At 40.0% G+C, this 24,711-nt stretch carries 21 protein-coding genes; 5 read left to right on the top strand and 16 right to left on the bottom strand.

Annotation, left to right across the window (positions count from 1 at the left end; translation table 11 throughout):
- Positions 1-46: 46 nt before the first annotated feature.
- From KO534_RS09890 to KO534_RS09880, 3 genes are all read right to left on the bottom strand, one after another.
- The gene (locus KO534_RS09890) at positions 47-364 is read right to left on the bottom strand and encodes a hypothetical protein (RefSeq protein ID WP_215929487.1); all 318 of its coding nucleotides are present in this window, start codon (positions 362-364) and stop codon (positions 47-49) included.
- 89 nt (positions 365-453) lie between these two features.
- Positions 454-804, bottom strand: coding sequence for a hypothetical protein (locus KO534_RS09885; protein WP_215929486.1), 351 nt, complete (start codon positions 802-804; stop codon positions 454-456).
- Positions 805-895: 91 nt separating this feature from the next.
- Positions 896-1,516 (bottom strand): hypothetical protein, encoded by a 621-nt coding sequence (locus KO534_RS09880; RefSeq protein WP_215929485.1) that lies wholly within the window; start codon positions 1,514-1,516, stop codon positions 896-898.
- A gap of 312 nt (positions 1,517-1,828) precedes the next feature.
- Here KO534_RS09880 and KO534_RS09875 point away from each other — a divergent pair, with 312 nt between their 5' ends.
- Entirely contained in the window at positions 1,829-2,167 is a 339-nt protein-coding gene (locus tag KO534_RS09875; protein ID WP_354667921.1) for a phage integrase N-terminal SAM-like domain-containing protein, read from the top strand.
- Positions 2,168-2,576: 409 nt separating this feature from the next.
- On the opposite strand, the gene KO534_RS09870 is transcribed toward KO534_RS09875, so the two are convergent.
- Positions 2,577-3,968: a serine hydrolase gene (locus KO534_RS09870; protein WP_215929484.1), complete on the bottom strand. Its 1,392-nt coding sequence runs from the start codon at positions 3,966-3,968 to the stop codon at positions 2,577-2,579.
- 189 nt (positions 3,969-4,157) lie between these two features.
- Here KO534_RS09870 and KO534_RS09865 point away from each other — a divergent pair, with 189 nt between their 5' ends.
- A complete protein-coding gene (locus KO534_RS09865; protein WP_215929483.1) occupies positions 4,158-6,269 on the top strand; it encodes a winged helix-turn-helix domain-containing protein in 2,112 nt (703 codons plus the stop codon).
- Positions 6,270-6,491: 222 nt separating this feature from the next.
- Here the strand turns inward: KO534_RS09865 and KO534_RS09860 are convergent, their stop codons facing one another.
- Positions 6,492-6,992 (bottom strand): hypothetical protein, encoded by a 501-nt coding sequence (locus KO534_RS09860; RefSeq protein WP_215929482.1) that lies wholly within the window; start codon positions 6,990-6,992, stop codon positions 6,492-6,494.
- On the opposite strand from KO534_RS09860, the gene KO534_RS23705 reads away from it, so the two are divergent.
- Positions 6,987-7,154, top strand: a complete 168-nt coding sequence (locus KO534_RS23705; RefSeq protein WP_215929481.1) for a hypothetical protein — start codon at positions 6,987-6,989, stop codon at positions 7,152-7,154. The genes KO534_RS09860 and KO534_RS23705 overlap by 6 nt on opposite strands.
- Before the next feature lie 113 nt (positions 7,155-7,267).
- Here KO534_RS23705 and KO534_RS09850 read toward each other — a convergent pair whose 3' ends face one another.
- Entirely contained in the window at positions 7,268-7,927 is a 660-nt protein-coding gene (locus tag KO534_RS09850; protein ID WP_215929480.1) for a hypothetical protein, read from the bottom strand.
- A gap of 1 nt (position 7,928) precedes the next feature.
- On the bottom strand, positions 7,929-8,435 hold the full coding sequence (locus KO534_RS09845) for an RNA polymerase sigma factor (protein WP_215929479.1): 507 nt from the start codon (positions 8,433-8,435) through the stop codon (positions 7,929-7,931).
- 617 nt (positions 8,436-9,052) lie between these two features.
- Here KO534_RS09845 and KO534_RS09840 point away from each other — a divergent pair.
- Positions 9,053-9,910, top strand: a complete 858-nt coding sequence (locus KO534_RS09840; protein ID WP_252732061.1) for an alpha/beta fold hydrolase — start codon at positions 9,053-9,055, stop codon at positions 9,908-9,910.
- A 270-nt stretch (positions 9,911-10,180) separates the two neighbouring features.
- Here the strand turns inward: KO534_RS09840 and KO534_RS09835 are convergent, their stop codons facing one another.
- The 5 genes from KO534_RS09835 to KO534_RS09815 all read right to left on the bottom strand — a co-directional run bounded on the left by KO534_RS09835 (position 10,181) and on the right by KO534_RS09815 (position 16,962).
- Positions 10,181-12,355, bottom strand: a complete 2,175-nt coding sequence (locus KO534_RS09835; protein ID WP_215929478.1) for a multicopper oxidase domain-containing protein — start codon at positions 12,353-12,355, stop codon at positions 10,181-10,183.
- 46 nt (positions 12,356-12,401) lie between these two features.
- Positions 12,402-12,749, bottom strand: coding sequence for a hypothetical protein (locus tag KO534_RS09830; protein ID WP_215929477.1), 348 nt, complete (start codon positions 12,747-12,749; stop codon positions 12,402-12,404).
- 151 nt (positions 12,750-12,900) lie between these two features.
- Entirely contained in the window at positions 12,901-15,018 is a 2,118-nt protein-coding gene (locus KO534_RS09825; RefSeq protein WP_252732060.1) for a TonB-dependent receptor plug domain-containing protein, read from the bottom strand.
- An 88-nt stretch (positions 15,019-15,106) separates the two neighbouring features.
- Complete coding sequence (locus KO534_RS09820) at positions 15,107-15,535, bottom strand: hypothetical protein (RefSeq protein ID WP_215929476.1); 429 nt, start codon at positions 15,533-15,535, stop codon at positions 15,107-15,109.
- Between the two features lie 542 nt (positions 15,536-16,077).
- On the bottom strand, positions 16,078-16,962 hold the full coding sequence (locus KO534_RS09815; RefSeq protein WP_215929475.1) for a LysR family transcriptional regulator: 885 nt from the start codon (positions 16,960-16,962) through the stop codon (positions 16,078-16,080).
- A 272-nt stretch (positions 16,963-17,234) separates the two neighbouring features.
- Between KO534_RS09815 and KO534_RS09810 the strand changes: the two genes are divergently transcribed.
- On the top strand, positions 17,235-18,056 hold the full coding sequence (locus KO534_RS09810) for a sulfite exporter TauE/SafE family protein (RefSeq protein WP_215929492.1): 822 nt from the start codon (positions 17,235-17,237) through the stop codon (positions 18,054-18,056).
- A gap of 70 nt (positions 18,057-18,126) precedes the next feature.
- Here the strand turns inward: KO534_RS09810 and KO534_RS09805 are convergent, their stop codons facing one another.
- The 4 genes from KO534_RS09805 to KO534_RS09790 form a co-directional block, all read right to left on the bottom strand.
- Complete coding sequence (locus KO534_RS09805) at positions 18,127-19,191, bottom strand: methionine synthase (RefSeq protein WP_215929474.1); 1,065 nt, start codon at positions 19,189-19,191, stop codon at positions 18,127-18,129.
- 101 nt (positions 19,192-19,292) lie between these two features.
- A complete protein-coding gene (locus KO534_RS09800) occupies positions 19,293-20,270 on the bottom strand; it encodes a DUF1852 domain-containing protein (RefSeq protein ID WP_215929473.1) in 978 nt (325 codons plus the stop codon).
- 351 nt (positions 20,271-20,621) lie between these two features.
- Positions 20,622-22,817 (bottom strand): S46 family peptidase, encoded by a 2,196-nt coding sequence (locus KO534_RS09795; protein WP_215929472.1) that lies wholly within the window; start codon positions 22,815-22,817, stop codon positions 20,622-20,624.
- 702 nt (positions 22,818-23,519) lie between these two features.
- The gene (locus KO534_RS09790) at positions 23,520-24,509 is read right to left on the bottom strand and encodes an AraC family transcriptional regulator (protein WP_215929471.1); all 990 of its coding nucleotides are present in this window, start codon (positions 24,507-24,509) and stop codon (positions 23,520-23,522) included.
- Positions 24,510-24,711 lie beyond the last annotated feature (202 nt).

Here is a 24,711-nt window from a genome sequence, read left to right as displayed (position 1 = left end):
GTGTCTAGGTAAAGTTGTTGGTGTCTAGGTAAAGTTGTTATGTTGCTTAGTCACCTCCACCTCCATCACTTCCTGAATCGGGTGCTGAAAACTTAGGATCAGTTGAACCAACATCACCGCTACGCTTTTCATTACCTGAATGCTGCATATCAGCTATTACACCTATGAATAATCCCAAAAGGGAAAAAGTAATACACCAAGCCGCTAGTTCAACAAAAGGAGGGGATGAAAATTCCGTGGTATAGAAAGCAATTAGAGCACCCAAAATCGCCCCTAAAACAAAGCCAACAATTTTAAAAGTAGATAAACCTATAAGTGCTAGGTAAATTGCTACACCACTTCTCTTTTGCTTAATTGGTGACATTCAAAAAGAATCCATTTGCAACATAACGCCCCAAGCAGGGGATTTTATGAGCGTTGTTCAGCGAGTAAAATTCCCGCTGACTTGGCTTGTTATAAGCCATTTGTATCAACCTTTTGCCCGCAATGAATACAAGCAATTGAACCTGAAAACCAATGCCACACTACTTTGTCCCAACTACCACTTGAAGCAGGATGAGGTGGTTTAAAACCCTGAACAGTCAAACATTTTCTGCAATGAGGGCAGCGATTAAAATACGCTAATATTACGTGACATAACGCAGCAATAAAGAAAGCGCCAAATAAATAAACAAGAATTTCAGCACTTGAGTTTGGATCAGCAAAAATCTTTAAATATGCCAAAGTGCTCAAAAGTGAAATTAGTAGCGCCCAAGTAATAAAAACACTTAAGGCATCTAGCTTCCCTATTGTCGATTTATCCACCAACCTTCCTTATGGCTTATAACGCCCACATAAAAGGCGAGCGGAAGCGAGTCCAGCCCGCGCTTTTTGCGGGCGATTTTTAATGTGTTTGTTAGCCCTTTTTACTCAAAACAACCTCATTCCCCATTAAAAGGACTTTGCCACCATCGGTAATTTCTATTTTCAAACTCATGTCTGGATTGTTACCGGTCTTACTGACCTTATCATCTTCTCTTTTTAGCTCTTCGTAACGTTTTTGAATATCCTCAGTATATAAGGCTACTAATGACATCTGCTCAGCTATCTCTTTGGGGTCTTCTGTTTCAATAACAAAGCCAGCATTTCTCGGAGTGTCAATTAACTTAACCGCGACTGTTACTGTTTGCCCTTTTTGTCGAAGCTTAATTATTGCCTCAACAAGCTCAAGAAATATTTCTTTATCTTTATCTTCTTTTGAACCAAAAGTTTCAATCGTTTTTGTTGCTGCTTGCTTGCCAAGCTCTGAAACATAACTTGATAGAAATTTTGTACCTAAAAATGCAGCTGAACCTTTAAATAGAAGTGCCCATGAAACGGTATCAAGAATAATTTGAACGACTTCATTTGGTCCTGCAAATCCAAATAGTTTCTCCTCTCTAGGCGTCAAGCCTGTCAATTTCGATACCGCCGAAGAAAACTCTTCCAATTCCTCTGGACAAGGGTGGTAAACAATCCCTAATTCAATATGACTCATTATAAATTCCTTGGGGCTAACAATTTAATAGTGCGCTAACCGCGCATATTTCTATTTACAAGTCGCGCACTTTCTTAATTTTACTATTTTTAACAAATTTCATAACACATTGCTATCTATAGAAAAATTTATTCATTTAGAAATTTTTTACTCTACAAAAGTGCGCGATTCGCTCATTTTCCTAAATATGGGGGAAACTGCATTGCACTGTATAAACAAACAGCCTTGGCGAATAGATAAAATGAAAACTAAATCCCATATTTACAGTACATAGTTGACTATATGTTAACCAGACAATACTCCTAAAAAACGATTGAAACTTATTTAAAATGGATAACGTCATTTATTCATTTTCACCAAAAACGACACCCTGCCTCGATGGGCAATAATGAAGTTGAAATCTATCTTGAACATTTAGTATTAAAAAACAATGTCGCACCAAGCTCTCAAGCTACTGCACTAAATGCTTTGGCGTTTTTATATAAGCACATAGTCAAAAACGAACTGTCGTTAAATCTAAATTTTGTGCGCTCTAAGCGACAAGCTAAATTACCTGTTGTCATGACAAAAGATGAAGTGAAGTTATTGATGCCAAAGTTAACCAAGCGATACAATTTAATTGCAGGACTAATGTATGGCAGTGGTTTGTGAGTTATGGAGACTGTTTCTTTTTTGTGAAGACAGCAACTTGCCCTCTTCTTTGTTCAAGGTAAGTGTACACCACTGGTTTATTTTGCATGGGCAATACAATTACACCTGCATCGCCCGTAAATCACGCTGTGTCAGCCGTATTATCGAAGACTTGTGTACGTAAAGGGCAAGGTAAAATAAATAGGAACTTATAGTATTTAGCCTCTAAATACATGCTGCTTTCATTTCAGAGCTAGTTCTTTAGATCCACAACTTCATAATTAAAACACTGGTTACTTTGTACCTAGTTGGCAACTCACGGTTTTTATTTTTAACTAGATACAAAGTTTTAGTGATAGCGCTACTCGATTTACGCATCTGTAATTGGCTAATTCTAGCAACGCATTACAAACCCTTCTTGGCAAAACATCTAGTCGTTTTGATAGTCATTAGCACTGTAATCACTTTTAAAGTTTGGTGATAATGCTTTAGCCTTTTCAAATGTTAACCTCGCTTCTTGGTACTCTTCTTTTTTAAAATATGCAAAGGACAAACTGTCATATACTTGTGGCGCTTGGGGATATAAAAGCTGTAAATAGTTAAGCGCATCAAACGCCTCTTTCCAGCGGTGTTCAGTAATTAACTCCATTGCTAATTGATTTAAGATTTTGCCAATAAAAGTACTATACCCCGCTTTTTGGTAAGCCTCTTTAAAAAATGAAAAAGACGGCTCAGGGTGCTGCGTTTGATAGTATTGATAAGCAAAATTAGACGCTTTAGGCTTAATCTCAGAATACTCTCCGGTGTTTATAAAAGTCAGGATTCTTTGTGAAATGAATTCAGCAACGAGGTTATCAGAGTTAGCCAAAACGACTATTTCATAACCTCTTTTTAGATCAACTTCTACTGCAGCACTGACACCGCTACCACCACCGTATGAGCGCCAACTATCTTGATCCATTTTGAAAAAGCTTCGGTTTTTAGGAAGTGTACGATTAAGCAGATCATCTCGATAAAATAGCGCACGAACAAACTGATGAATGTCATCGACACTTGACTCTATACCGCCATCTGGCCCTGGGTGCTCAGTAATTCCCACTTCTTTTAGACTATTGTTATACAGGTAAGTATATCGAGTTGACTGCTGAGGTAGATTGGTCAGTGGTTTGAAACTCGAATTCACTAATTTTGCTGGCGAAAATATATTGTCATTCAGCAATGTTTCAAATGATTGTCCCGTTACTTTTTCTAAAATTGCGCCCAAAACAACGTAACCATAATTGGAATACTTTTTTTGAGTACCTGGTTGAAACAATAAAGTGGTATCGAGCAGTAAATGTAGTCGTTGCGTTACCGTTTCATATGCCAATGGGTTTTCTCTGTATTGGGCATTAAATATATCTGGTAAGCCCGAACGATGTGATAGCAAGTGCTCAATGGTTATTTTGGCGGTGTCAGGGTCGGTAAAGCCTAATTTAAATTTATCTAAGGTATCTGTTGTTTTAAGGTGCCCCGATTGCACCTGTTGTAACACTAATACTGCAGTAAACGCTTTCATGATTGACCCAATATTGTATCGAGTGTTAGCAGTATTTTTTACACCTAGCGTTTGTGATTGCATGCCAACCTGTTGGCGATGAAACACCTTACCGTCCTTCGCAATTAGCACTGTTCCGCTAAACCAACCAAGTTTATTGTATTGCTCAACAATGTCAGTCGCGGCGTTTTTTATTTTCGCTAAATCGTGTTGCTCTGCGCCAAAAGCACCACCAACGGTAAGTGTTGTAAATATGACCATAGCCACCTGAATTATATTTTTCATATATGCCTCCTTTAATATTAATTTGCAAAAAAAGCGTACATTTCTCTGGGCTTGGAGTAATGAAGAATAGGTGAATAAAAGGTGAAAAAGAGTGAATTTATTCATCTATTTAAAGAGTAAAACTTCAAACTTGTTATTAAACAAGACAAAATAACATCGATATTATCTATTTAGGGCTTGATTCACTATATGTTGCAACTAGGTGACTTTAAAATTGATTTAGCGAACTCAAAAGTATATCGGGGGGAAATCCTAGTAGAAGTTGAACCGAAGACTTTCCAGTTACTCGTATATTTGCTCAATAATCCCGACCAAATCGTGACTCGAGATGACCTAATTGAACATCTTTGGTTAGGCAGAATTGTTTCTGACAATACCGTTAATAAGCATATCGCCAATTTAAGGAAACTATTAGGCGATGACCCGAAAAATGTTAAGTACGTGGAAACGGTTTCAAAGCAAGGTTATCGACTAATTTGCCCAGTCAATACAATTTCTGAGAAAGCTCCTTCCTCATTAAGTAAGCGAACCACGCGATTCTCGCCTTTAGTAACGACATCATTTGTTGGCTTGGTTGTTATATTGTTGGCGATATTTATTTTTCTCCACGAAAATAACAGTAGTCGCCCATTAACAAGCTTAGAAGTAACCAGAGAAGAAGGTGTCGATTTTTCACCACGCGCAATCCCTAACAGCGGCAAAATTTTATTTCTAAATCAAAAACTAAGCCAATCTAAGAGCTCATTATGGATAAAGGACGTGCAAACGAATCATGTCAAAAACGTAAATATTGGCCAATACGACATTTCTCACTTGATAGCCGCTACCAAAAGGCCTGATGGGGTTTATGTGTATTTTTCTGCTGATTTTGACACCCAATGTAATATTTATAAGGCTAAGCTCAATCAATTTAAAACCTTAGACAATATCACCGCCATTTTTAGTTGCCAGACAATTCAGATACAAGACATAGTGTTAAATGACGATGCTGAGATCATTTATTACACCGCACGTCAATCAGGTCAGTCTTCTTTTCAGGTGTATCGGTATGATATTCAAAAAGATAGTCACGAACTAATTAAGCAGCCAGCAGCAGAAGCTAGAGGTAATCTAAGTATTGATTTGTCACCCGACAACAATAGATTATTGATCATGAGTAGCAATTCACTTAATCAAACCACTTTCTATGTTTTAGATATTAATCGCGAAAAGCTATCACGCCATAAAACGTTTGATTATCTAGTGACCGAGGCCATTTGGGACCATGATTCGGAACATGTTTTCTACTCAACCGCACCTCCATCACATCAAATTGTGCGAAGCCAAGTTGCCGCAACGAGCGAGGACGATAAGGGAGCGACAATAGTAAATGTTAGTCATTATCTTTCTAATGACATGTCTTTGTTTCAAGATGATCAACTTTTATTTGGCACTCGGCAGGTTAATTTTAATATAGAAAGGTTACTTGCTTTTGATGACTCACAAACTCTGTTCAATAACTCGATTGTATACGACACAATTCCTGCACTACTTCATCAACAAGCCTATTACTTTTTTGTATCTAGTCGTTCTGGTAAAAATCAAGTTTACCTAGGTGACTTGTCCAATGGTGAGGCAACAAACCTATTAAACATTCAAGAGCATAAAGTATTTACTAACCTTCAAGTCTCTCCTAACGATAAATATTTACTGATCGCGGACCAAAGCTCTGTCTGGAAAATCCCTGTTAATACACTACTTAATTTAAGCTCCCCCATTATTGAGTTAAAACCCTACCAAATTTTTTCTAGCCAAACACAAATTCACAACATTAATTGGCTTAGTAATGACGACTTTGTTGTGTCAACAAAAGACCCCGAAAAACCCCATACCTTTTTTAATGGCAATAATCAGCTAGATACTGTTGCTTTTAAAAGGTGGCTGTACTTTTTCACTGATCACTATGATTTAAGCACTATTTATATGATTGAAAAATCAACCGGAAGAGTTTATGCGAGCTCATTAAGCGCCATTTTGAATGTAACGAAAAATTCCGTTCGGCAAGCTGAATTGACGCCTTTAGATTTAAATAAACTGATGCCCTATGCTTATTTTGATCCGCAAATTAGAGGAGATAATTTGTTCTTTGTCACAAACGAAAGCAGACAGTTTTATCTACAGCAATTTTCAATAACCAAGTCAGAATTAGAATCTCGTCATCAGCTTCATGGTTATTATGAATATGATGTCACTCAGTCAGGCTTGGTAGTGAGTCAGTTGAAAACAATTGAAGGTGATATACATAGAGTGTATGTAAAGTGACACCGCAATAACGCAATCATGGTTATTCAAGGTCAAGTTTAAATAAGTGGGTTCAAAAGCAGTAGAACGTCTACTTTAGTTGGATGGAGACTACTCAAAATGACTTTTTTTGTTATTTTTTAATTGCTGCTTAAAACGACTTAGTTTTTTAGAGATTAAACTATCTGGTCGTTAATTAGTGCTTACAAGGTTACCTTCCATATATCATACCCCCCCTTTTTTCTATGAGAGCAACAAGAAATGAGGTAAAAAACTCACAACCACTCCAGTGGCGATACCAATGAGTGCTTCGCTACGGGACACACGCCTCAGATTTAGCACATTGCTATAAGCAATACACAGGGAAATAAGAGATAAACCAAAAAACCACAATATTGCATAATCCGGTAAGTTGATGTTTTTTAGTCCAAACAAATCAAAAAAGCTGGTGCTGATATTGGTTAATCCAAGCCAACCAAACATTATTTGTTCTGAAATTGTATGCCCGAAAAGCGCTAAGGTGAAATTTGCATTGGGCCGTTCGAAGGCAGCTAGCATGCCAGCGACAAGCAACCATATAGTTAAGACCAACGGCATAAACTGTGCCCAATATTCCTGACTGAACCAAGTTTCCAATCTGATGCTGACACTTGTCTGTGCCGCAAAAAAAACACTCAAAACTAACCCAATTATCGATAGAGCCCCGCCGACCATCTTGGTTTTCGCCAAATTGAACCTTTGCATCTTAATTCTATCTCTTTTAATTACGTTGATTTGATTGCTGAAATCAAAACCTGTATCACTGATTCATTCTGTTTAGTCGCTAAAATTAGTACAGCAAGAAAACCTAAATGTAGTGCGTGTAATATTGAAGACCTGTCTGAGTATAAAAATAACGCTGAGTAACCGTAATCCAGCATAGCGCCTAGATTGCTAGTTACCTCAGCATTAAGTTGTATTTTAAATAATTCGAATCAAACAGAGCTTAATGCTAGTAGTGCAAATACCACAGCACTTTCTTAGCTGTCAGTCGCCTCTATGCTGTTAATAAATTGAGCCATATTGACTAAACGCTCACCAACAATAAATTGGATGGTACTTTTGACCCAAGAGGTTCCAATATTTTTGTAATGCAATTTAGCTAACAAGAATAGTATGCCAGTTAAAAGCAATAATGATGTTACGGAATAAAACAAAACCATTTGCTGCTCTAGGTGTTGAAACAAATCAACTCCCAACAGTAGGTCAAATCCTAAAAATACGTAGGCCATATAAAAAGGCGCTGACATGAGTAACAACTTAGTTAGTTGTAATTTATGTGAGCAAACGCTGTAGATATCTTTCTGCAATTGGCTAACTGGCTTGGCATAATCAATTTTTGAAATAAGAACAATTTGACCAATATTTCCAGCAAGCCCAACAATGGCAAAAATATTAAGGATAAATGCAGATATCGTTGATGCTGAAAGACTGAAATCTGTAGCAATATACTGCCCCAATAAAAAAATAATGTAGAAGAACACTACGCTCTCAAGAGTGCGTGCCCACTTCATATTGTTGAGTGTTTTGATTTGTTTATTCACTTTCATTTCAGCCAACATTGCTTGGTTTATTTTAATAGCCGCATCTGTGTCACTGTTTTGCTGCTCCCAAGTTTTTTTAAAATTATCTAAATTCATATTAAGACTCCTGTGTTTCAAATTGATTTTTTAATGTTTCTTTAATTCGGCCAATTCGCGTTGCGACGTTGGTTTTACTCATACCTAAGCTATTCGCGATGCTGTCGTATGGTTCACTTTCCAGGTAGAGCAGCATGATCGCTTTATTTAATTTATCCAGCTGTCCGATAAATCGGTATAACAGCACCACATCTTCACTGCGCTCTCCTTCTTGCGAGAAGTCAGCAATTTTCACGATACATTCTTCATCTGCGTTGGCTCTATCTACTCGCTTACTGTCTTTACGGTAGTAAGAAATGGCTACATTTAATGCTATTCGATACATCCAAGTAGAAAATTTGTATTCTGTATCGTAGTTATCGAAAGCTAGCCACATGGTGGTTAGTATTTCTTGAGCAAGGTCTTGTCGGTCATCTTGATTTTGGCAATATGAATTCACAATTTTATAAACAATGCCCTTATGTTGCTCCATTGTCTGAGCAAATAGCGTTTTCTTAGTTGTATTCATTTACACACAAATCCATCATTTGAGTTAATCCCATCACGTATAAGACTCGTATCAATTTCATCATCCTTAATATAGACATTGTCGCTCCTTTTCTTACTTCTTGATAATACATACATAATCTTGTTATCTAGTTATTCGCAACACCGCTAAAATAATCACAAAACTTTTTAAAAATATATTTATTGGAGGAAATAAACTAGATAGAACGGAAGAAACTTAAGGGGTGGCAACACTTTGATTCTGCACTAAGCAAAATGTGATGCTTGAGGTAATTTTAAAGTAATTATCTGAACCATCTATATTGGACAAATTCGCCTTCAACATAAAACTAAAAAATAGGCGGATTTAAATTTGAATCCTTACTTAACGAAATTTGACGATTATTGCCTCGTTGAATAATATGCTGGGCAATACCACTTGTGCAGATTCGGGCCCAGTTATTTGGTTCGCACTGTTAGTCAACGTCATAAATTCCGATTAAACTATTGCCTTTAGGTAAATGCCTACACCTTGCTATAAACAAACATATAAATTACTAGGAATTATTTATCACTTTTGTATTAATTATGACTGTCGCCGTGGGATTGATAATTGTTTTATCAACTAGGCGGCGTCGTATGTTATTTAGTCGATTGATTTTTAATATGGTTAATTGTGTAGAAGCAAAACTAGCCGGATTGAATTGTGCCAGTCGCTTAGTTAATGGACTTGAGGTGTTCTATCTTAGCAACACAAAACACTTCTCCAGTGATAAACCTGTGCTGGTACTTTTACACGGTTTCAGTGCTGACAAGTATGTTTGGAACCGTTTTGCCAAAAGGTTTTCGTCTCAATATCACTTAATTATTCCAGATCTTAAAGGCCATGGCCAAACTGCATACAACCCCAATGATGACTATTCTGTGCCCAGTCAATGCCAGATGTTTTTGGCATTAATGGAGCAATTGAAAATTAAGCGTTTCAGCATAGTAGGGAATTCTATGGGCGGAATGATGGCAGCTAAACTATTCGATGAAGTACCTGAGCGGATTGAAAAATCTGTATTGATCGACCCAGCGGGAGCTAAGTCACAATATGCGCAGGACATGATAGACAACCAATTAAACCCTTTTGAGCATAACGTTGAACAGGATTTTTTTGATTTCTATGATTTAATTATGGCTAAACCTCCATTTGTGCCAAGGTTTATTTTACGAGCACTGGCGTGGGAATATATCAATAAGCGAGAGCAATATACTCACATGTTTAAGCAATTTTTCAACTTGCGTGATTTTTACCCTCGTGATTATCGATTCGATCATCCTCAGTCTATGTTGATATGGGGTCTCAACGATAAGCTGTTACCCGTTGACGATTTCACCCACTGGAAAATGATGCTTAATTCAAATACGCATATTTATGAAGATCTTGGCCATATGCCTATGGTTGAAGATGTAAAACGTGTTTCTTCAGATATTTTAAGATTCTTAGAATAAGCGGTAGAGCCGTTAGTCAAAAATTGAATTACAAATTAAGCAAACTTACCTTATACAAGTGAATTAATATCAAATTAAGAGCTGCCGTGTTGCACTGATAAGTGATAAGTAAAATTCCGAACAAACAAAATAGCGTTATTTATATTGAGAAAGTATCTATTTTGATCGAACACCTAATTTGAGCACAAGCCTGCTCGAGGCAGTCATTTGTTGTGAGTAAGAAGCACCTCTTACTCACAATCACTGAGCTCAAACCTAATGAGTTCCAGTCTAAAATGTGGCGGTTAAGCCCACGCCTACTCCTGAGGTTTGATTGGCATTGATGGCCACGGACCAACTTGGTGACGAACGGTACTCTAGGGTGGCGTCCCACTCTGATTCGGTTGATGTGCTCAGCTCTATGCCTATGCGCTCGGTTAGTTGGAATTCTGTTTCCACTTCTACATTTACCTTTCCTTCATCGGTGATCCAAAGGGCAGTATCAATGCTAAAGGGTAGAACGTACTTGAAGCCCAACAAAATTTCGTTTTCATCGTCCATGCGCCTAACTCCAATAAAAGATCTAAGCCAGCGAGAGTGTTTGTAGTTGTAGTGTGCTGCTAGTTCCAATTCCGACTCGTCAGAAAAGTGCTTAACACCTTCAAGCTCAATAATGTGTTTGGCATTGCTATAGCGATACATCACTTCTGCGTGAGAAGAAAATAAAGCTAAATCCGTTCTGCCATACCAATCAAAATCCATGATTTCATTACTTTGCATTTTAGCTTTTACAAAGTCAGGGTTGCCTGAGTAATCACTGTACCTTACCACTCGAGCCATGCCTGTCTTGGCGTGATACAAGTTGTGACAGTGGAAGAACCAGTCTTTATACTCATTTGCTGCAAACTCAATAGTCACATTACCCATAGGAGGCACGTCTACTGTGTGTTTCAACACATCATATTCGCCATTACCCGATATCACTTTGAAAAAATGGCCGTGTAAATGCAGCGGATGATGCATCATGCTTTCATTCTGAAAATGAAAACGCACCACCTCTCCTCTATTGATTTTAATCACATCTGCTGCCGATAGAGGCGTATTATTAAAGCTCCAATTATAACTTTCCATGTCGCCTGTTAGTTTTAAAGTAAACTCTCGTAACTCACCGTCATAGGTCACTGGTTGTCGCACTTTCAGTAAACTGTAATCGAGTTTTTGTGCATCAGGCTCACTATCCATCTCCATCATTTGGTGATGGTTATGATTATTTTCATGTGACTGATGTTGCGACGACATTGGCGGCTCTTGTGCCATTTTAGGCATAGAATGCATGGCGTGGTCTTCACCTTGGGGTTCCTTGCTTTTATGCTGTCTAGGGTGATCCGCTTGTTCTTGATGCGCTTGTTCTTGATGCGAATGACCTTGATGCCCCCGACCTTGATGATCATTGCTATGAGACATTTTAGCAAATACATTAGGCCGAACGGGATCAGGAGAAGAGCCAGAGTTACCGCTACCTAAAGTCACTTTTACCCCACCCGTGCCATCCATGCTATTGGCAGCAAACTGGTACACGCCAGAGTCAGGAATAGTTACTATCACATCGTAAGTTTCGGCCATCCCCATTCTAAATTCATTCACGGTTACCGGCTGAACATCGACTCCATCGGCTGCGACAATTTCAAAAGCACCAGAATTTTGCTGAATGTCAAAATAGCTTGAAGCCCCAGAGTTGACTATTCGAACTCTCACTCGGTCACCGGCTTTAGCTGTTGGCACTAGTTCCAAAGAGGTTTGCCCGTTAGCAAGAAAAGCATCGTAGCCCACATCTGATACATCCATACCTTCCATGCGCTGCCAGCGATTACTTAACCACGCATCTAGATCACTATTTTGAAGATAACCCTTAATGCTAATCACCGAATTCTTTTTGTAGGCATACCAATCACCGTCTTTTTTTAGATTTTTTAGTACATCTAATGGGTTTTCATCTGTCCAATCAGCAAGCTGTACCAGCACATCATGGTCAAACTTATCTTGGTAACCACCTTTGGGATGAACCACAATCGCCCCATATTGGCCGCGCTGCTCATCGATACGAGTATGACTGTGATACCAATAGGTGCCAGCGTGGCTTAGTTCAAATTGGTACTCAAAGCTGGTCCCTGCTTTGATAGGAAAGTAAGTGATATAAGGCACGCCATCTTGCTCTTGAGGTAACAGCAAGCCATGCCAATGAATAGAGGCGTCGTCATTAGTATTGTTTGTGACGTTGATAATAGCGCTATCGCCTTGATTGAACTCAAGTACAGGTCCAGGAATGCTTTTATTGATAGCCATGGCCTGCACTGTTTTACCTGAAAAATTGACGGTTTTATAGTCAACATTGAGTTCGTATCGAACTTCTTTAGCCTGCGCAGTGGTGATGAGTAGCGCACACAGAAACGTAAAAATTGCTTTCATTTATTTCTCCAAAAATTAAAAAGTGCTGATAGTCAGCAGGAATTTTTTAACTGAGAAAATAGATAGGAGGACGGTATTTAGGGCTGCTGGCTAATGACTGATATGAGATATCAATAAAGCGTGGGGTTTCATTAAATAGTGCATTAGATTTAATGATGTTTGTCGAACTGATTAGTTGAACACACATGTCACAGTCACATAAATGAGACTTAACCTGTTGTTTTTGTTGTTGCTCTGGTTCTTGCTTATTTTCTTGGTGTGGGTCAATTTCATGGCACGGCATTGCATGGGGAGCTTCAGAAATAACCTCGTGCTCCATCGAACATAGGTCACTACCAGCATAGGCATTGACACTAAGGGCAACAATTAAAAACAGTGCATGGATATATTTCATAGTGGTTATTTTACATGAATATCAAATATATTGGTTATAAAAAGTGGATTGTTTTTGACAAATCGACAGACAGGTTTGCGTTCTGGCTTTTAACGATAAAAGTTTTTAACGCTGACTGTCTGTCGATTTAAAATATCAAACTTGAGCTCCGCTAATTCCCAAATTTGAAGCGAATACCTGCGTTCACAGTAAAGCCGTCGTTCCGTGACCAAATATCTGTGGTCCAACGGCCACTTGGGGCTTGTTGTGGCAATAACAAAGATTGATCTTTGGTTTGGCGCACATTGAGTAGGTTTTCGGCATTTAAGAAATAACTCACTTTACCAATAGTAATTTGCCCGAGTAAACCTAAGTGCCAATAAGCATCGCTTTTACTGCGCCCTGTACTAGAGCTACTCCCAGAAAAAGAGCTATCCTCTAAGTGCTGAGTACCTGTGTAATAAGCTTCGAACCCGACTAAATGACTGCCGTGCTCTTCCCACATTATCACCGCACCTGCCGAGTGTTTTGGCGTGAGTGTTAGCGGTTCGCGGCCCATGCCAGATTCACTTTGTTTAGTGGCATCGGTATACAAATAACTGCCCGTTAACTTTATGTCACGCCAGCGATAGCGAAGTAGCAATTCGGCACCGCGTATTTCGCTGGCACCTAAGGCATTAACAATACGCACTTGTTTGTTTGAGTCTGCCGGAATATCCAATGCGCCAAACGGTTCTATCACTTCAAGCTCGGTGACATTATCCACGTCAGATGAAAATAATGTCAGGCTAGTTTCAACACTATCAAACAGATAAGTAATATCGATAGAAGCCGTGGTAGCTTGCTCTTCAATAACATTTTCAAAAGGCGCTAGGTGCGATAAACCTGCGTCTTCAATATCTTCGATAAAAGGTGTAGGAGCAAAAAAGCCTAGGCCGTATGAACCGCGAATGGTCCAATTATCTGGGTTGTATAATACAGAAACCCTTGGACTAAATTGAGTGCCGTATTCGCTATGCCAATCGGCGCGAGCGCTTAGCGACATTGACACATCATCACTGGCCTCATAATCCACTTGCGAGAACAATCCAGGCACTTGGTAGTGATAATTAAACTCGGCAAAATCTTCTGATTCAAAGCGCTCTACTTGGTAAGCCGCGCCCACAACCCATGCGGTTTTATCACTGTAACCCGATACACTGGACTCCAGTAAATAACTTTGATGGAGGTCGGTTTCTTCAGCCAAGCCATATACGTGATCATGTTCTTGGCGCATGGCCGAGCCTCGTATATTTAGGTTAAGCTCATTAGCCAGAGGCTTATCAAAAATAAAGCCACTATCGAGGCGCAGTGAATCTTGGTTTTGCACAAATGGATTACCATCTGATACGGTAGATCCCTCTGCTGTGCCGCCATTTCGCTGTTCTTTCATGGCACCAACAGTTACATACAAATTCTCGCCGTTTTCCCCTTCCCAATACAAACGGGGGCGAATGGTCGCACGCTGAAATTCAGCCATATCCAGCCAACCATCATCATCTAAATCTTGTTGCTGTTGATTGTGAATACCAGCGGTTAACGAAGCACTGGTGGTGGTGTTAATAGGTGCAGCAAAATACGAAGTTAGGTCTTGGCCATTTTTTGAGGTGGCGTTTACTAACACCTCCCCCTCAAACTCATCTGACGGCGTGCGAGAAATCAAATTAATCACCCCACCAAGGGCAGAGCCACCATACAGTGACGATGCCGAGCCTTTAATAATTTCAACATTCGCCAGATCCGTAGGTGGAATTTGTAATAAACCTATGGAAGCCGTTTGCCCGCCATATAAAGGCAAACCATCACTGAGTAACTGGGTATAGCGGCCATACATACTCTGTAAACGAATATTGGCGCTGCCCATAGCTGGTGAAGTATTTTGTACTCGCACACCACCCGTTTCGGCCACCAGCATAGAAATATTGCCCGGTCGCATCAGGGCTTTTTCTTGAATTTCTTCGCCGTTGATAATTTCGGTACGGGTGGCCGACTCAGTGACAATTCGGCCTAGTCGTGATGCGGTAACTTGGATTTTTTCAATCTTAGTTTCACCATGATCATGATGATCTTCTTCATGGTCATCGTGATGGTCTTCTTTATTGTGAGCGTCTTGGTGATCTGCTTGGTGACCTGTACGGCGCTCTTCATGGGCTTCTTTATGAGTATCTTGATGCTGGCCATCTTCACTTGCGAAAGATAATGCCGGCGCTAACAACATAGCCATAGCGACTTTAGAATATTTAGTAAGCATTTTTTACCTCAAATAATGCTAAAAACTGCGAAAATTTCGCAATTAATTAAACGAGTTTTAGTGTTTTCTAGGGGGTGGAATTAGCAGTTTATGAGGTAAAAATAGGCGGCCGATACAAGGAGGTAACAATATACTGAGGGGATGCTTGCACAAATGACAACACCGACTCACTGTTAAATATAAATTTTGACTGCGCAAGCGTATTATCTATAAAAATCATAGAGCTACAAGCGTTCGCCGGGCAAAAGCATTCGCCGTCACAGCAGTCAACATCACAGCAATCATCAACTTCGTCTGATGCCTTGAAGCCAGTGCCATCGATACTGTTATCGAGCTTGTTGCTTTGAGGGGGTGTCTGCTGCGGTTTTACTAGCGAGCTGTTTTCTGTTTGTGGATAGGTTTTCGTATGTAAAGTAGACGTGTCCTCAAGAGTTTGTGAACTAGCGTCAACATCATCAAAGGCGATAAAATGATAAGCCATAGATTGCCCCACAAAGGCGATCAACAGATTAATCATAACCAGCAATTTTGAAAACGGTTTAAACATTTTGACCTTACTGAGGTAAAGAACCTCTAACAAAAAACGCGGCCATTGTAAGGATTTTTAAGGAATATGTGAATAGTAGTAACGTGTAAATAGAAACTAGTTTCCAAATTCTAACCACTGCTTTTTATACCGTCATCCCTGCATGTCGTTAGCAGGGATTCACATTGACAACAATGAATGGATTCCGGCTTAAAACATCGCCGGAATGACGAAACAGGAACCACTGGAATGACGAAACAGGAACCACCAGAGTGACGAAACGAGAGCCACCGGAATGACAAAACGGGAACCACAGGAATGACGTAGCAGGGATCCAAACTGACAACGAAAAAATAGATTTCAGTTCAAAACACTATAAAAATAATGAAGTCTTGCTTTAAGTTGCGGTTGTTCACATCGAATATCGCAGACATACAATTAGTTCATTGCATATGCGGAGTATCAAGAATGCAGTTTACACTAAGTTCACAATAACCTGATTGCCCAAGATTATTGCGAACTCTGTCAAAATATCACTTTGTCTTTTTAGCTTGGCTAATAAAATCGTTTAAGTAGTCTATATGTTGTTCGTCTTTGCGGATCCCTATAAAAATTTGTTTACTAATACCTTTCTCACCAAAGCGAAGGCTCTTAATCGGCATTGATTTGGAGTATTCGTCTACAAGCCACCCAGGTAAAGCGCAAATACCTCGGCCTGCAGCTACCATCTGTAACATAATCTCAGTTGTTTCAATTATTTTGTGTTTCTTCACCGAACACTTAGCTCGATTTAAAAATTGACTAAAAATATCAAGTCTCAATGGCTCAACAGGGTAACTAAACAGTACTTCTTGACCTAGCTGTTCTGGCAAAACAAAGTCCTGCTCAGCCAGTTTGTGCGTCGCAGACACCACTAGTCGGTGTTCATAATCAAAAACCGGAATGTAGTCTATCTTGGGTTTAAACAGGGGATCGGGGGTAATTAGCACATCTATCTCATAACTAAGCAATGCACCTAAGGCGCCAAACTGAAACTCCTGCTTTACATCCATGTCTATGTCGGGCCACCGCTGCAAATAAGGGCTAATAACTCTGAGAAGCCATTGATAACAGGGGTGACATTCCATCCCTATCCTTAATGCTCCCGCTTCACCTTTCGCAATCTGACTGAGCAATAGTTCCGCATGTAAAAACTGCGGCAATACGCGATTAGCAAGGGTTTGAATTCTTTCTCCGGCCGCAGTTAGACGTAAATTGCGCCCCTCTTTTTCCCAAATGGGAGTGGCGATTTGCCCTTCTAGTTTTTTGATACTGTGACTCAAAGCAGATTGTGACAAATGTAATGAATCAGCCGCCTTAGTTAACGTTCCGTGTTCTTTTATTGCGGTGAGTATTTCTAAATGGATCCTCTCCAACACGTGTACACTCCTTATGTTAGATATAATGATGAACAATGCTCATTGATTAATGAAATCATATCACTTTTATTCATCTTATTAGATTACTTACAATCGACCGTATTGGAATAAATAGAATTTAAAAAGTGTTGTTAATTGCTTGCCTATGCTAAAAATCGGCAGCCTTTTTAATAAAAAACCTGTCAATTGAGACTGAACTCGTCACTTTACATAAAGTTAGGTACTGTTTGGTTATTAGCATTAAAAAAGATTAGAAGTAGTAAGTGAATAGTATTGAATTTATAACAAGTAACATCACCACCTTTTTAGCATTGATCGCTACTGGAATATTCGCTGGAATTTTAGCGGGCTTATTAGGCGTAGGTGGCGGCATTGTGATTGTGCCAGTGCTATTTTTTTTGTTCCAGAGCTTTGGAAGCTCACCAGAATCAGCGATGTTAATTGCAACTGCTACCTCATTGGCGACCATAGTACCTACTTCTGTTAGTTCAATTCGTTCTCATTACCAAAGAGGTAACGTTGACTTCACTCTACTTAAACATTGGGCAATCTTTATTCTAATGGGTGTATTGGCAGGAAGTTGGCTAGTGACACGTCTTGAAGGTGATTTGTTTTCTATTATGTTTGCTGTAATAGCCATCTTGTCGGCATTAAATATGCTATTCAGAACAGGAAAATCGGCGCTATACCAACAGTTGCCAGGCCAAACTACACAAAGAGTAATAGGTACTTCCATTGGTTTTTTTAGTTCAATGGTGGGAATTGGCGGTGGCACTCTCTCTGTTCCATTACTCACGCTTTTTAATTACCCCGCACACAAGGCAGTAGGCACCGCAGCGGCAATAGGATTAATGATTTCCCTACCTGGTGCGCTTACTATGCTGCTACTCGGTAGCTCTCCAACTGATGCACCGGCTGGCACTTATGGTTTAGTTAATTTAATCGGTTTTATATGTATTGTACCTTTTACCGTATTAACCGCACCTTTGGGTGCGTTACTTGCGGCAAAATTAGACGCAGCAAAACTTAAGAAAATATTTGCATTAGTATTGCTGCTTACCGGTTTACGAATGTTGGCACAACTTTTTAGTTAAAGGTTAATAGCTGCCCGACTAGGTAGCGCTTCCTTCCCTGTATCCCCGCTAGTTTGCATCTCTAAATTTATTAGCTAACTGCACTAAGTTCTTTGCGAATTATTGCCGCACCAGCACTTAAAGCCTTTAGTTTACCGATTGCCACATCACGAGATAAGGGTGCCATGCCGCAATTAGTACAGGGATATAACTTGTCGGCATCGACGTATTTAAGGACATCTCTTAGGGTATTGGCGACCTCCTGTGGTGTTTCAATTGTGTCGCTAGCCACATCAATAGCACCTACCATTACCTTTTTTCCTCGAATCAATTCGATTAACTCTATTGGAACACCCGAGTTATGACATTCCAGTGAAACGATATCGATATTAGACTTTTGCAGTTTAGGAAAAACTTCTTGGTATTGTCGCCACTGCGACCCCAAAGTTTTTTTCCAATCTGTGTTAGCTTTAATGCCATAACCGTAACAAATATGTACTGCCGTTTCGCACTTAAGTCCTTCTATAGCTCTTTCTAAACACGCAATGCCCCAATCATTCACCTCTTCAAAAAACACATTAAATGCAGGCTCATCGAATTGGATAATATCCACCCCAACAGCTTCTAACTCTTTGGCTTCTTGATTGAGAATTTTCGCAAATTCCCATGCGAGTTTTTCGCGACTTTTATAATGGTCATCGTATAAGGTATCAACCATTGTCATGGGGCCAGGTAAAGCCCACTTTATTGATTTTGTCGTTTGCTGACGTAATAGTTTGGCATCTTCAACAAATACCGATTTAGGGCGGGAAACCGCCCCTACTACACTAGGTACACTGGCATCATAACGGTCACGTATTTTAACGATTTTGCGACTGTTAAAATCAACACCCGTAAGATGTTCAATAAAGGTAGTCACAAAATGTTGCCGGGTTTGTTCGCCGTCACTCACGATGTCGATACCCGCTTGCTGCTGTAATTGTAATGACACTAACAACGCATCGCGTTTACCTTCGGCTAACTCTTCGCCTTGTAATTTCCACGGCGACCATAACGCCTCAGGCTTTGCTAACCAAGACGGTTTAGGCAAACTACCTGCGGTTGATGTAGGCAATAGTTGTTGTTCAAGATGTCGGGCTAAAATAGGTGTTTTCATAAGTAAAACTGCTGTACCTGTTGATTTATTAAAATGCGAGGCTTAACCGCATGGAATAAAGTTGTCTATTAAAGGCTCTTTATCTATGAGCACAATTTATATTACAGAGCATAATCAGCTGACCATTGCTCAAGCACCGTTTGGTACGGTTTGATGAAGTGCTTTTCAGCAAATTTACCCTGCTTGATAGCCAATTTATTGCGTTCTTCTCTGTCGTACACAATTTGAGTTAATGAATGATCACTGTTTTTTAAATTGGGTTGGTAACAATTTCCAGCGACCGCATTGGCATTGTAAATTTCTGGCCGGTAGATCTTTTGAAAGGTTTCCATGGTGCTGATAGTGCTTATCAGCTCTAGGTTACTGTAGTCATTGAGCAAGTCGCCAAAGAAGTAAAAAGCCAGAGGTGCCACACTTTTAGGAGGCATAAAATAACGGACTTGCAAGCCCATTTTTTTGAAGTATTGCTCGGTCAAGCTAGATTCATTGGGCTGATATTCAAAGCCTAATACAGGGTGCTGATTTTCAACACGCTGATAAGTTTTGTTATCTGAGACACTTAAGCAAATAACAGGTCGCTTTTTAAAATGCTGTTTATAAGCATTTGAATTAACAAAATATTGAAATAGTTTTCCATGCAACTCGCCAAAGTTTGGCGGAATGCTAAATTGTGTTTGTCCTTTGTTATGATCCCCCAGCAACACGCTAAAGTCGTAATCTCGCACATAAGAGGAAAAGTTATTGCCAACTATGCCTTCGATACGTTCGTTGGTTTTATGATCAACAATATTGGTTTTCAACACTTCAATTGATGGGAAAGCCTCAGCACAGCTTTCTATCGCCATATCTACTGAAATAATTTCAAGTTCCACACTATAGCGATCACCTTTAGGATTATCCCAAAAGGCTAAGGCATTAAAACTATTGTCAATCATCTTCAACGCATTGCGCAGATTCTGCTGGCGACTCTCACCTCTTGCCAAATTGGCAAAGTTAGTTGTAATACGTGTATTGTCCGCAGGATGATAGTTTTCATCGAGACAAATATTCTTGATATTAAATGTAAAACCTTTATTCATGGCGTTCTGATATCCAATTTTTCCGTTATAAACCTGAATTTTTCGATACTCTTGCGGGGCTTCCCTCTTTAACAATCAAATTAAATATTGTGTAAAGTGAAGAGTAGAGTGAGATTTATACGTGGTTCATTACATGAATAAAAATGGTTTAATTTCATTAACACATGAATTTATGTCATGTATTATATTTGAGTACGGGTTACGGCAGCTAGGTCATTTCATTTGCTTGCGTTGCCCAACGAAGCCTTACAACGAAGTACCACTAAACCTTAGAGGAATTAAACCCAGGCACAAAAAAGCCGAGTTGATTTGACTCGAACTCGGCTTTCTATTCCTGTACATGTAAGCGATTTACTTCACTATAGTCATTTCCTTAACAAGGTGCTTAGCATCGTCTACATATTCCATTACCCACAACATATAACGAGAATCAACGTGAATGGTGCGTGTGGTAGTTGGATCAAAATCCCAATCAGAATTCACGCTCTCAAAGGTACCGTCAAACAACAATCCAATTAACTCACCTTTTGAATTCAACGTGGCAGACCCAGAATTACCACCAGTAGAATCTAAATCGGTCAAAAAATTCACAGGTACTGAACCAAGGCTTTTAAGCTCATAGTCTCCGTACTGTTTAGCTTTGATCAGCTTTAATTGCTTTTCTGGAGAATTAAACGGCTCTTCACCCGTATCTTTTTCAACAATGCCTTCTAATTTAGTGAAAGGCTGGTAAATCAAACCGTCTTTTGGCGAGCCACCTATTACTTTACCGTAAGTAACACGTAGGGTTGAGTTTGCGTCTGGATAAGCTAATTTACCCATAGAACTTTGCCAATCAATGATAGCTTTCATATATTGCGGGCGTAAACTAGCGCGTTTACCGGCATGGACCTTTTCTATGTCTTCAATTTCTTGACCATAGTCAAAAGTCGCAACGGCAAGCTGTATAAACGGATCATCACTGGCTTCAAGTTCTTCTTTTGTTGCATCCATTAACGCAATACGTTTATCTAAGTCAGTAAGCACTGTACGTTCGTAAAACGAGCTTAGCTGTTTTGCAACCTTGTCTTTGTTGAAGTTTTGTCCTTCTAATCCAATAAATTTATCGAATGCTGCCACACGCTGTGATTGTTGTTGCGCCGCATATTTTTCAATAAACATTAACCAAAGTGCTTGCTCTACTTCGGCATCGAAGCGACGATCAATTCGTTGTAGACCTTGTTTAATTCGCCCCATGTCGCGCTCTTGGTAACCTAGTTCGCGATCAGCGTCTGACTTTTGTTTTTCAATTGCTAAGCGATAGAGCCGTTTAGCTGTGCTTAACATTTGTGAACGGGAAGCGTTGCCATATAAGAAAGAAGCTTTATTAAAGGCACTTATCTCAGTTTCCAATTTGTCGAGCTTCTCGATGGCATCACGGTACTGTTGACGCTCTGGCACCTTGCCAATCCAAGCTAACAACTCTTGTTCGCGTTGCGCTCGACGATCCACTAAACCAACTCGTTTTGCCCCTTTAATTTGACCAACTGTATTTTTCATAAAGTTATTCAAACCCGCTAATGAAGCTTCGTATTTTACTCGTGCATCACTGCCTTCAGGGGCTGTTTTTTCGATCATCGCAATCCAATCTTCGAGCGCAGTAATCCACTGTGGATAAGACCAACCAAAAACATGCTTAACAGTCACTAAACGCTGGTAACGTTGCGTAGAGCCTGGATAACCGACTGCCATGGCAAAGTCACCCTCGTCTAAACCAGCGGCTGAAACCTTCAAAGTGTGAGCGGGCTGGTAAGGCACGTTGTCTTTTGAAAAATCGGCTGGTTTGCCATCTTTTCCCACATAAGCCCGGTAAAAAGCGAAGTCACCTGTGTGACGTGGCCACATCCAGTTGTCTATATCGCCGCCGTATTGGCCAATTGCATCAGCTGGCGAATAGGTAACACGTACGTCTTTTATCTCAAGTTGTTTGATCAACTTATATTCTAAGCCTTGATGAAAAGATGGCACAGAACAACGATGCCCCTGATCTTTTTCACATTCGGCAACGATGCGTTTCTTGTTGTTAGTGATGGCATCGTATCGCTCGCGACCAGTTAGATTAGAATCTAACGAACCCACCACATCGTTAGTCACGTCTTTAAAGTCGACTGTGACATAAATTCGAGAACCGGGCGCAGCAGGTAATTCTTCGTCAAGTGATTTGGCAACGAAGCCATTTACTAAATAGTTATTTTCAGCAGTACTGTTGTATTGAACAGAACCACGCGCACAGTGATGGTTGGTCACGACCAAACCTTGCGGTGACACAAAAGACGCAGAGCAGCCACCTAAAGATACAATCGCCCCCATTGGAAATTCCGTTAGGGATGTCAATGATTCTGGTGGTAGTTCCAAACCTGTGGCAACCAAATCATTTTTAATTAGAGGTAATTGTTCTGGTGTAAACATGCCTTCTTTTGCAAAACCTTGGCTTGACGCAACAAGACCTAAAGCAGCCAAAGGATAAAGCAAAAAGTGTGAAACTTTAGCTGTTTTCCATTTTGTCATGGTTATTTTCCTGTGATTAATTTTCGAAAACACTATGCCACAAGGCCCTACTAAGGTGAACACTATTACCTAGTTGCAACGTAAAAAGGCGTTTGAACGGTCAAACTTTGTGTAAATAAAGCTAAACAAAATACGAAGAATCGCGAGTGACAATTAGTAATGTTTGATGACCGACACTTTATCTAATCACTATTTACTAGAATCTAGTTTCTGCTTCTAAGACCGTCATCCCTGCATGTCGTTAGCAGGGATCCACGGTGACAACATCAAAATAGATTCCAGCCCAAAAGATAGCTGGAATGACGAAAGGGGAACCACCGAAATGGCAAACTTTAATAGATTACAACCCTAACTACCGAGTTCACAGAGCGCTAAACTACTCTGCTTCTAAGCCCGTCATCCCTGCATGTCGCTAGCAGGGATCCAAGTTGACAACATCAAAATAGATTCCAGCCCAAAAGATAGCTGGAATGACGAAAGGGGAAACACCGAAATGGTAAACTTTAATAGATTACAAACCTAACTACCGAGTTCACAGAGCGCTAAACTACACAGAAAAATATTGATGGTTCAAGATACAAGTTGATTAACCGTTGTTTTCAATACATTTCCTCAGTGTTCTTTGTGCCCTCTGTGGTTCAATATTTTTATCTTTTGCTTCTGCTTTTCCTAGCCACTAATTCTAGTTTCTAGTCACTGCTTCTAATGCACCGCCAATCCTTCAGGTATTGTCTTAGCCTGACTCCACTGTTTAGGAGATTGTCCGTATAAACGTTTAAACTCGCGACTGAATTGCGAAGAGCTTTGGTAACCCACTTCCATGGCTGCGGTGTTGACGTTCATACCACCAGCTATTTTCATGGCGGCCGTGTTTAAGCGCATAGCTTTTACAAATTGAATGGGTGACATAGACGTGGCCTGTTTGAATTTTCGATGTAACACCGCGCGGCTCATGCCGACTTGAGCCGCCATGTCGTCTATGGTCACCACTTCATGCAAGCGAGAAGACAAGTACTCAATTGAGCGAGCAATGGCATTTCCTATCCCAAAAGCTCGTATTGCCGATTCCCCTGCTCCGCCTTTTAATACTGCGTAATACAACTCGCGAAGTCGGCCGTCACCCAACAGGAATGCGCCCTCTGGGTTATCTACTAATTGTAGTAAACGTAATAGTGCATCGGTAAATCTGTCGTCCCACTGTGCCAGTGTTAAGCCTTGGCTTGCTGTGTGATGGTTATTAGTCTGGTGACTAGCAGTTTGATGATTAATATTTTGGGCGCTAGCTGTTTGAAAAGAGTCCGTTTGCTGAGAGCTACTAGCACTTGGCTTGTGCAAACCTCCCGCTGCCATTTCAATGGCTAATTCGGTCATCACTTTGGTATCTAACGAAATCATCACCCCGAGTAGTGGATTGTCTAGGGAGGCTTGAGGCGTGCCTGCTTCAACAGGCATAGACATGGCACAGCACATATAATGATTTTCATCGTAGATAAAATGTTTACCATCTAATATGGCTTCTTTGGTGCCATTCACTATGGCTACCACGCAAGGCTCGTACACAGCTGGCGCGCAGCGCATCGACTCAGTGACTTTAAATAATTGCACACCCTTAATGCCCGTTTCGATTACGCCTTTTACGCCACTTTCATTCATTTTTATTTGAACTATGTGTTTAATTTTATTTTTGCTCATAACCCGTTGCTCATTTCGATCTGTACTTATACCAATCAAATTCAAAAACATGCCGAGAAAGTAACACTAAAAAAGTCAGGACTCAACGCTGTGATACAAATAGGCATATTTTAAAGAGTATATCGCCTATTTATCGACACATACGATAGTTATAGTAGTTTCCAGTAGAGTGAGATGGCTTATCCGTTTCTACGTGTTATTT

This window comes from Paraglaciecola arctica (assembly GCF_018861065.1).
Lineage (GTDB): Bacteria > Pseudomonadota > Gammaproteobacteria > Enterobacterales > Alteromonadaceae > Paraglaciecola > Paraglaciecola arctica_B.
The sequence above is the reverse complement of the archived record's forward strand: the minus strand, read 5'-3'. Positions and strand labels throughout refer to the sequence as shown.

Coding starts and splice junctions, on each gene's coding strand:
- KO534_RS09890 (WP_215929487.1), bottom strand. CDS start 364: ATGTCACCAATTAAGCAAAAGAGAAGTGGTGTAGCAATTTACCTAGCA.
- KO534_RS09880 (WP_215929485.1), bottom strand. CDS start 1,516: ATGAGTCATATTGAATTAGGGATTGTTTACCACCCTTGTCCAGAGGAA.
- KO534_RS09870 (WP_215929484.1), bottom strand. CDS start 3,968: ATGAAAAATATAATTCAGGTGGCTATGGTCATATTTACAACACTTACC.
- KO534_RS09865 (WP_215929483.1), top strand. CDS start 4,158: ATGTTGCAACTAGGTGACTTTAAAATTGATTTAGCGAACTCAAAAGTA.
- KO534_RS09860 (WP_215929482.1), bottom strand. CDS start 6,992: ATGCAAAGGTTCAATTTGGCGAAAACCAAGATGGTCGGCGGGGCTCTA.
- KO534_RS09850 (WP_215929480.1), bottom strand. CDS start 7,927: ATGAATTTAGATAATTTTAAAAAAACTTGGGAGCAGCAAAACAGTGAC.
- KO534_RS09845 (WP_215929479.1), bottom strand. CDS start 8,435: ATGAATACAACTAAGAAAACGCTATTTGCTCAGACAATGGAGCAACAT.
- KO534_RS09840 (WP_252732061.1), top strand. CDS start 9,053: ATGTTATTTAGTCGATTGATTTTTAATATGGTTAATTGTGTAGAAGCA.
- KO534_RS09835 (WP_215929478.1), bottom strand. CDS start 12,355: ATGAAAGCAATTTTTACGTTTCTGTGTGCGCTACTCATCACCACTGCG.
- KO534_RS09830 (WP_215929477.1), bottom strand. CDS start 12,749: ATGAAATATATCCATGCACTGTTTTTAATTGTTGCCCTTAGTGTCAAT.
- KO534_RS09825 (WP_252732060.1), bottom strand. CDS start 15,018: ATGCTTACTAAATATTCTAAAGTCGCTATGGCTATGTTGTTAGCGCCG.
- KO534_RS09820 (WP_215929476.1), bottom strand. CDS start 15,535: ATGATTAATCTGTTGATCGCCTTTGTGGGGCAATCTATGGCTTATCAT.
- KO534_RS09805 (WP_215929474.1), bottom strand. CDS start 19,191: ATGAAAACACCTATTTTAGCCCGACATCTTGAACAACAACTATTGCCT.
- KO534_RS09800 (WP_215929473.1), bottom strand. CDS start 20,270: ATGAATAAAGGTTTTACATTTAATATCAAGAATATTTGTCTCGATGAA.
- KO534_RS09795 (WP_215929472.1), bottom strand. CDS start 22,817: ATGACAAAATGGAAAACAGCTAAAGTTTCACACTTTTTGCTTTATCCT.
- KO534_RS09790 (WP_215929471.1), bottom strand. CDS start 24,509: ATGAGCAAAAATAAAATTAAACACATAGTTCAAATAAAAATGAATGAA.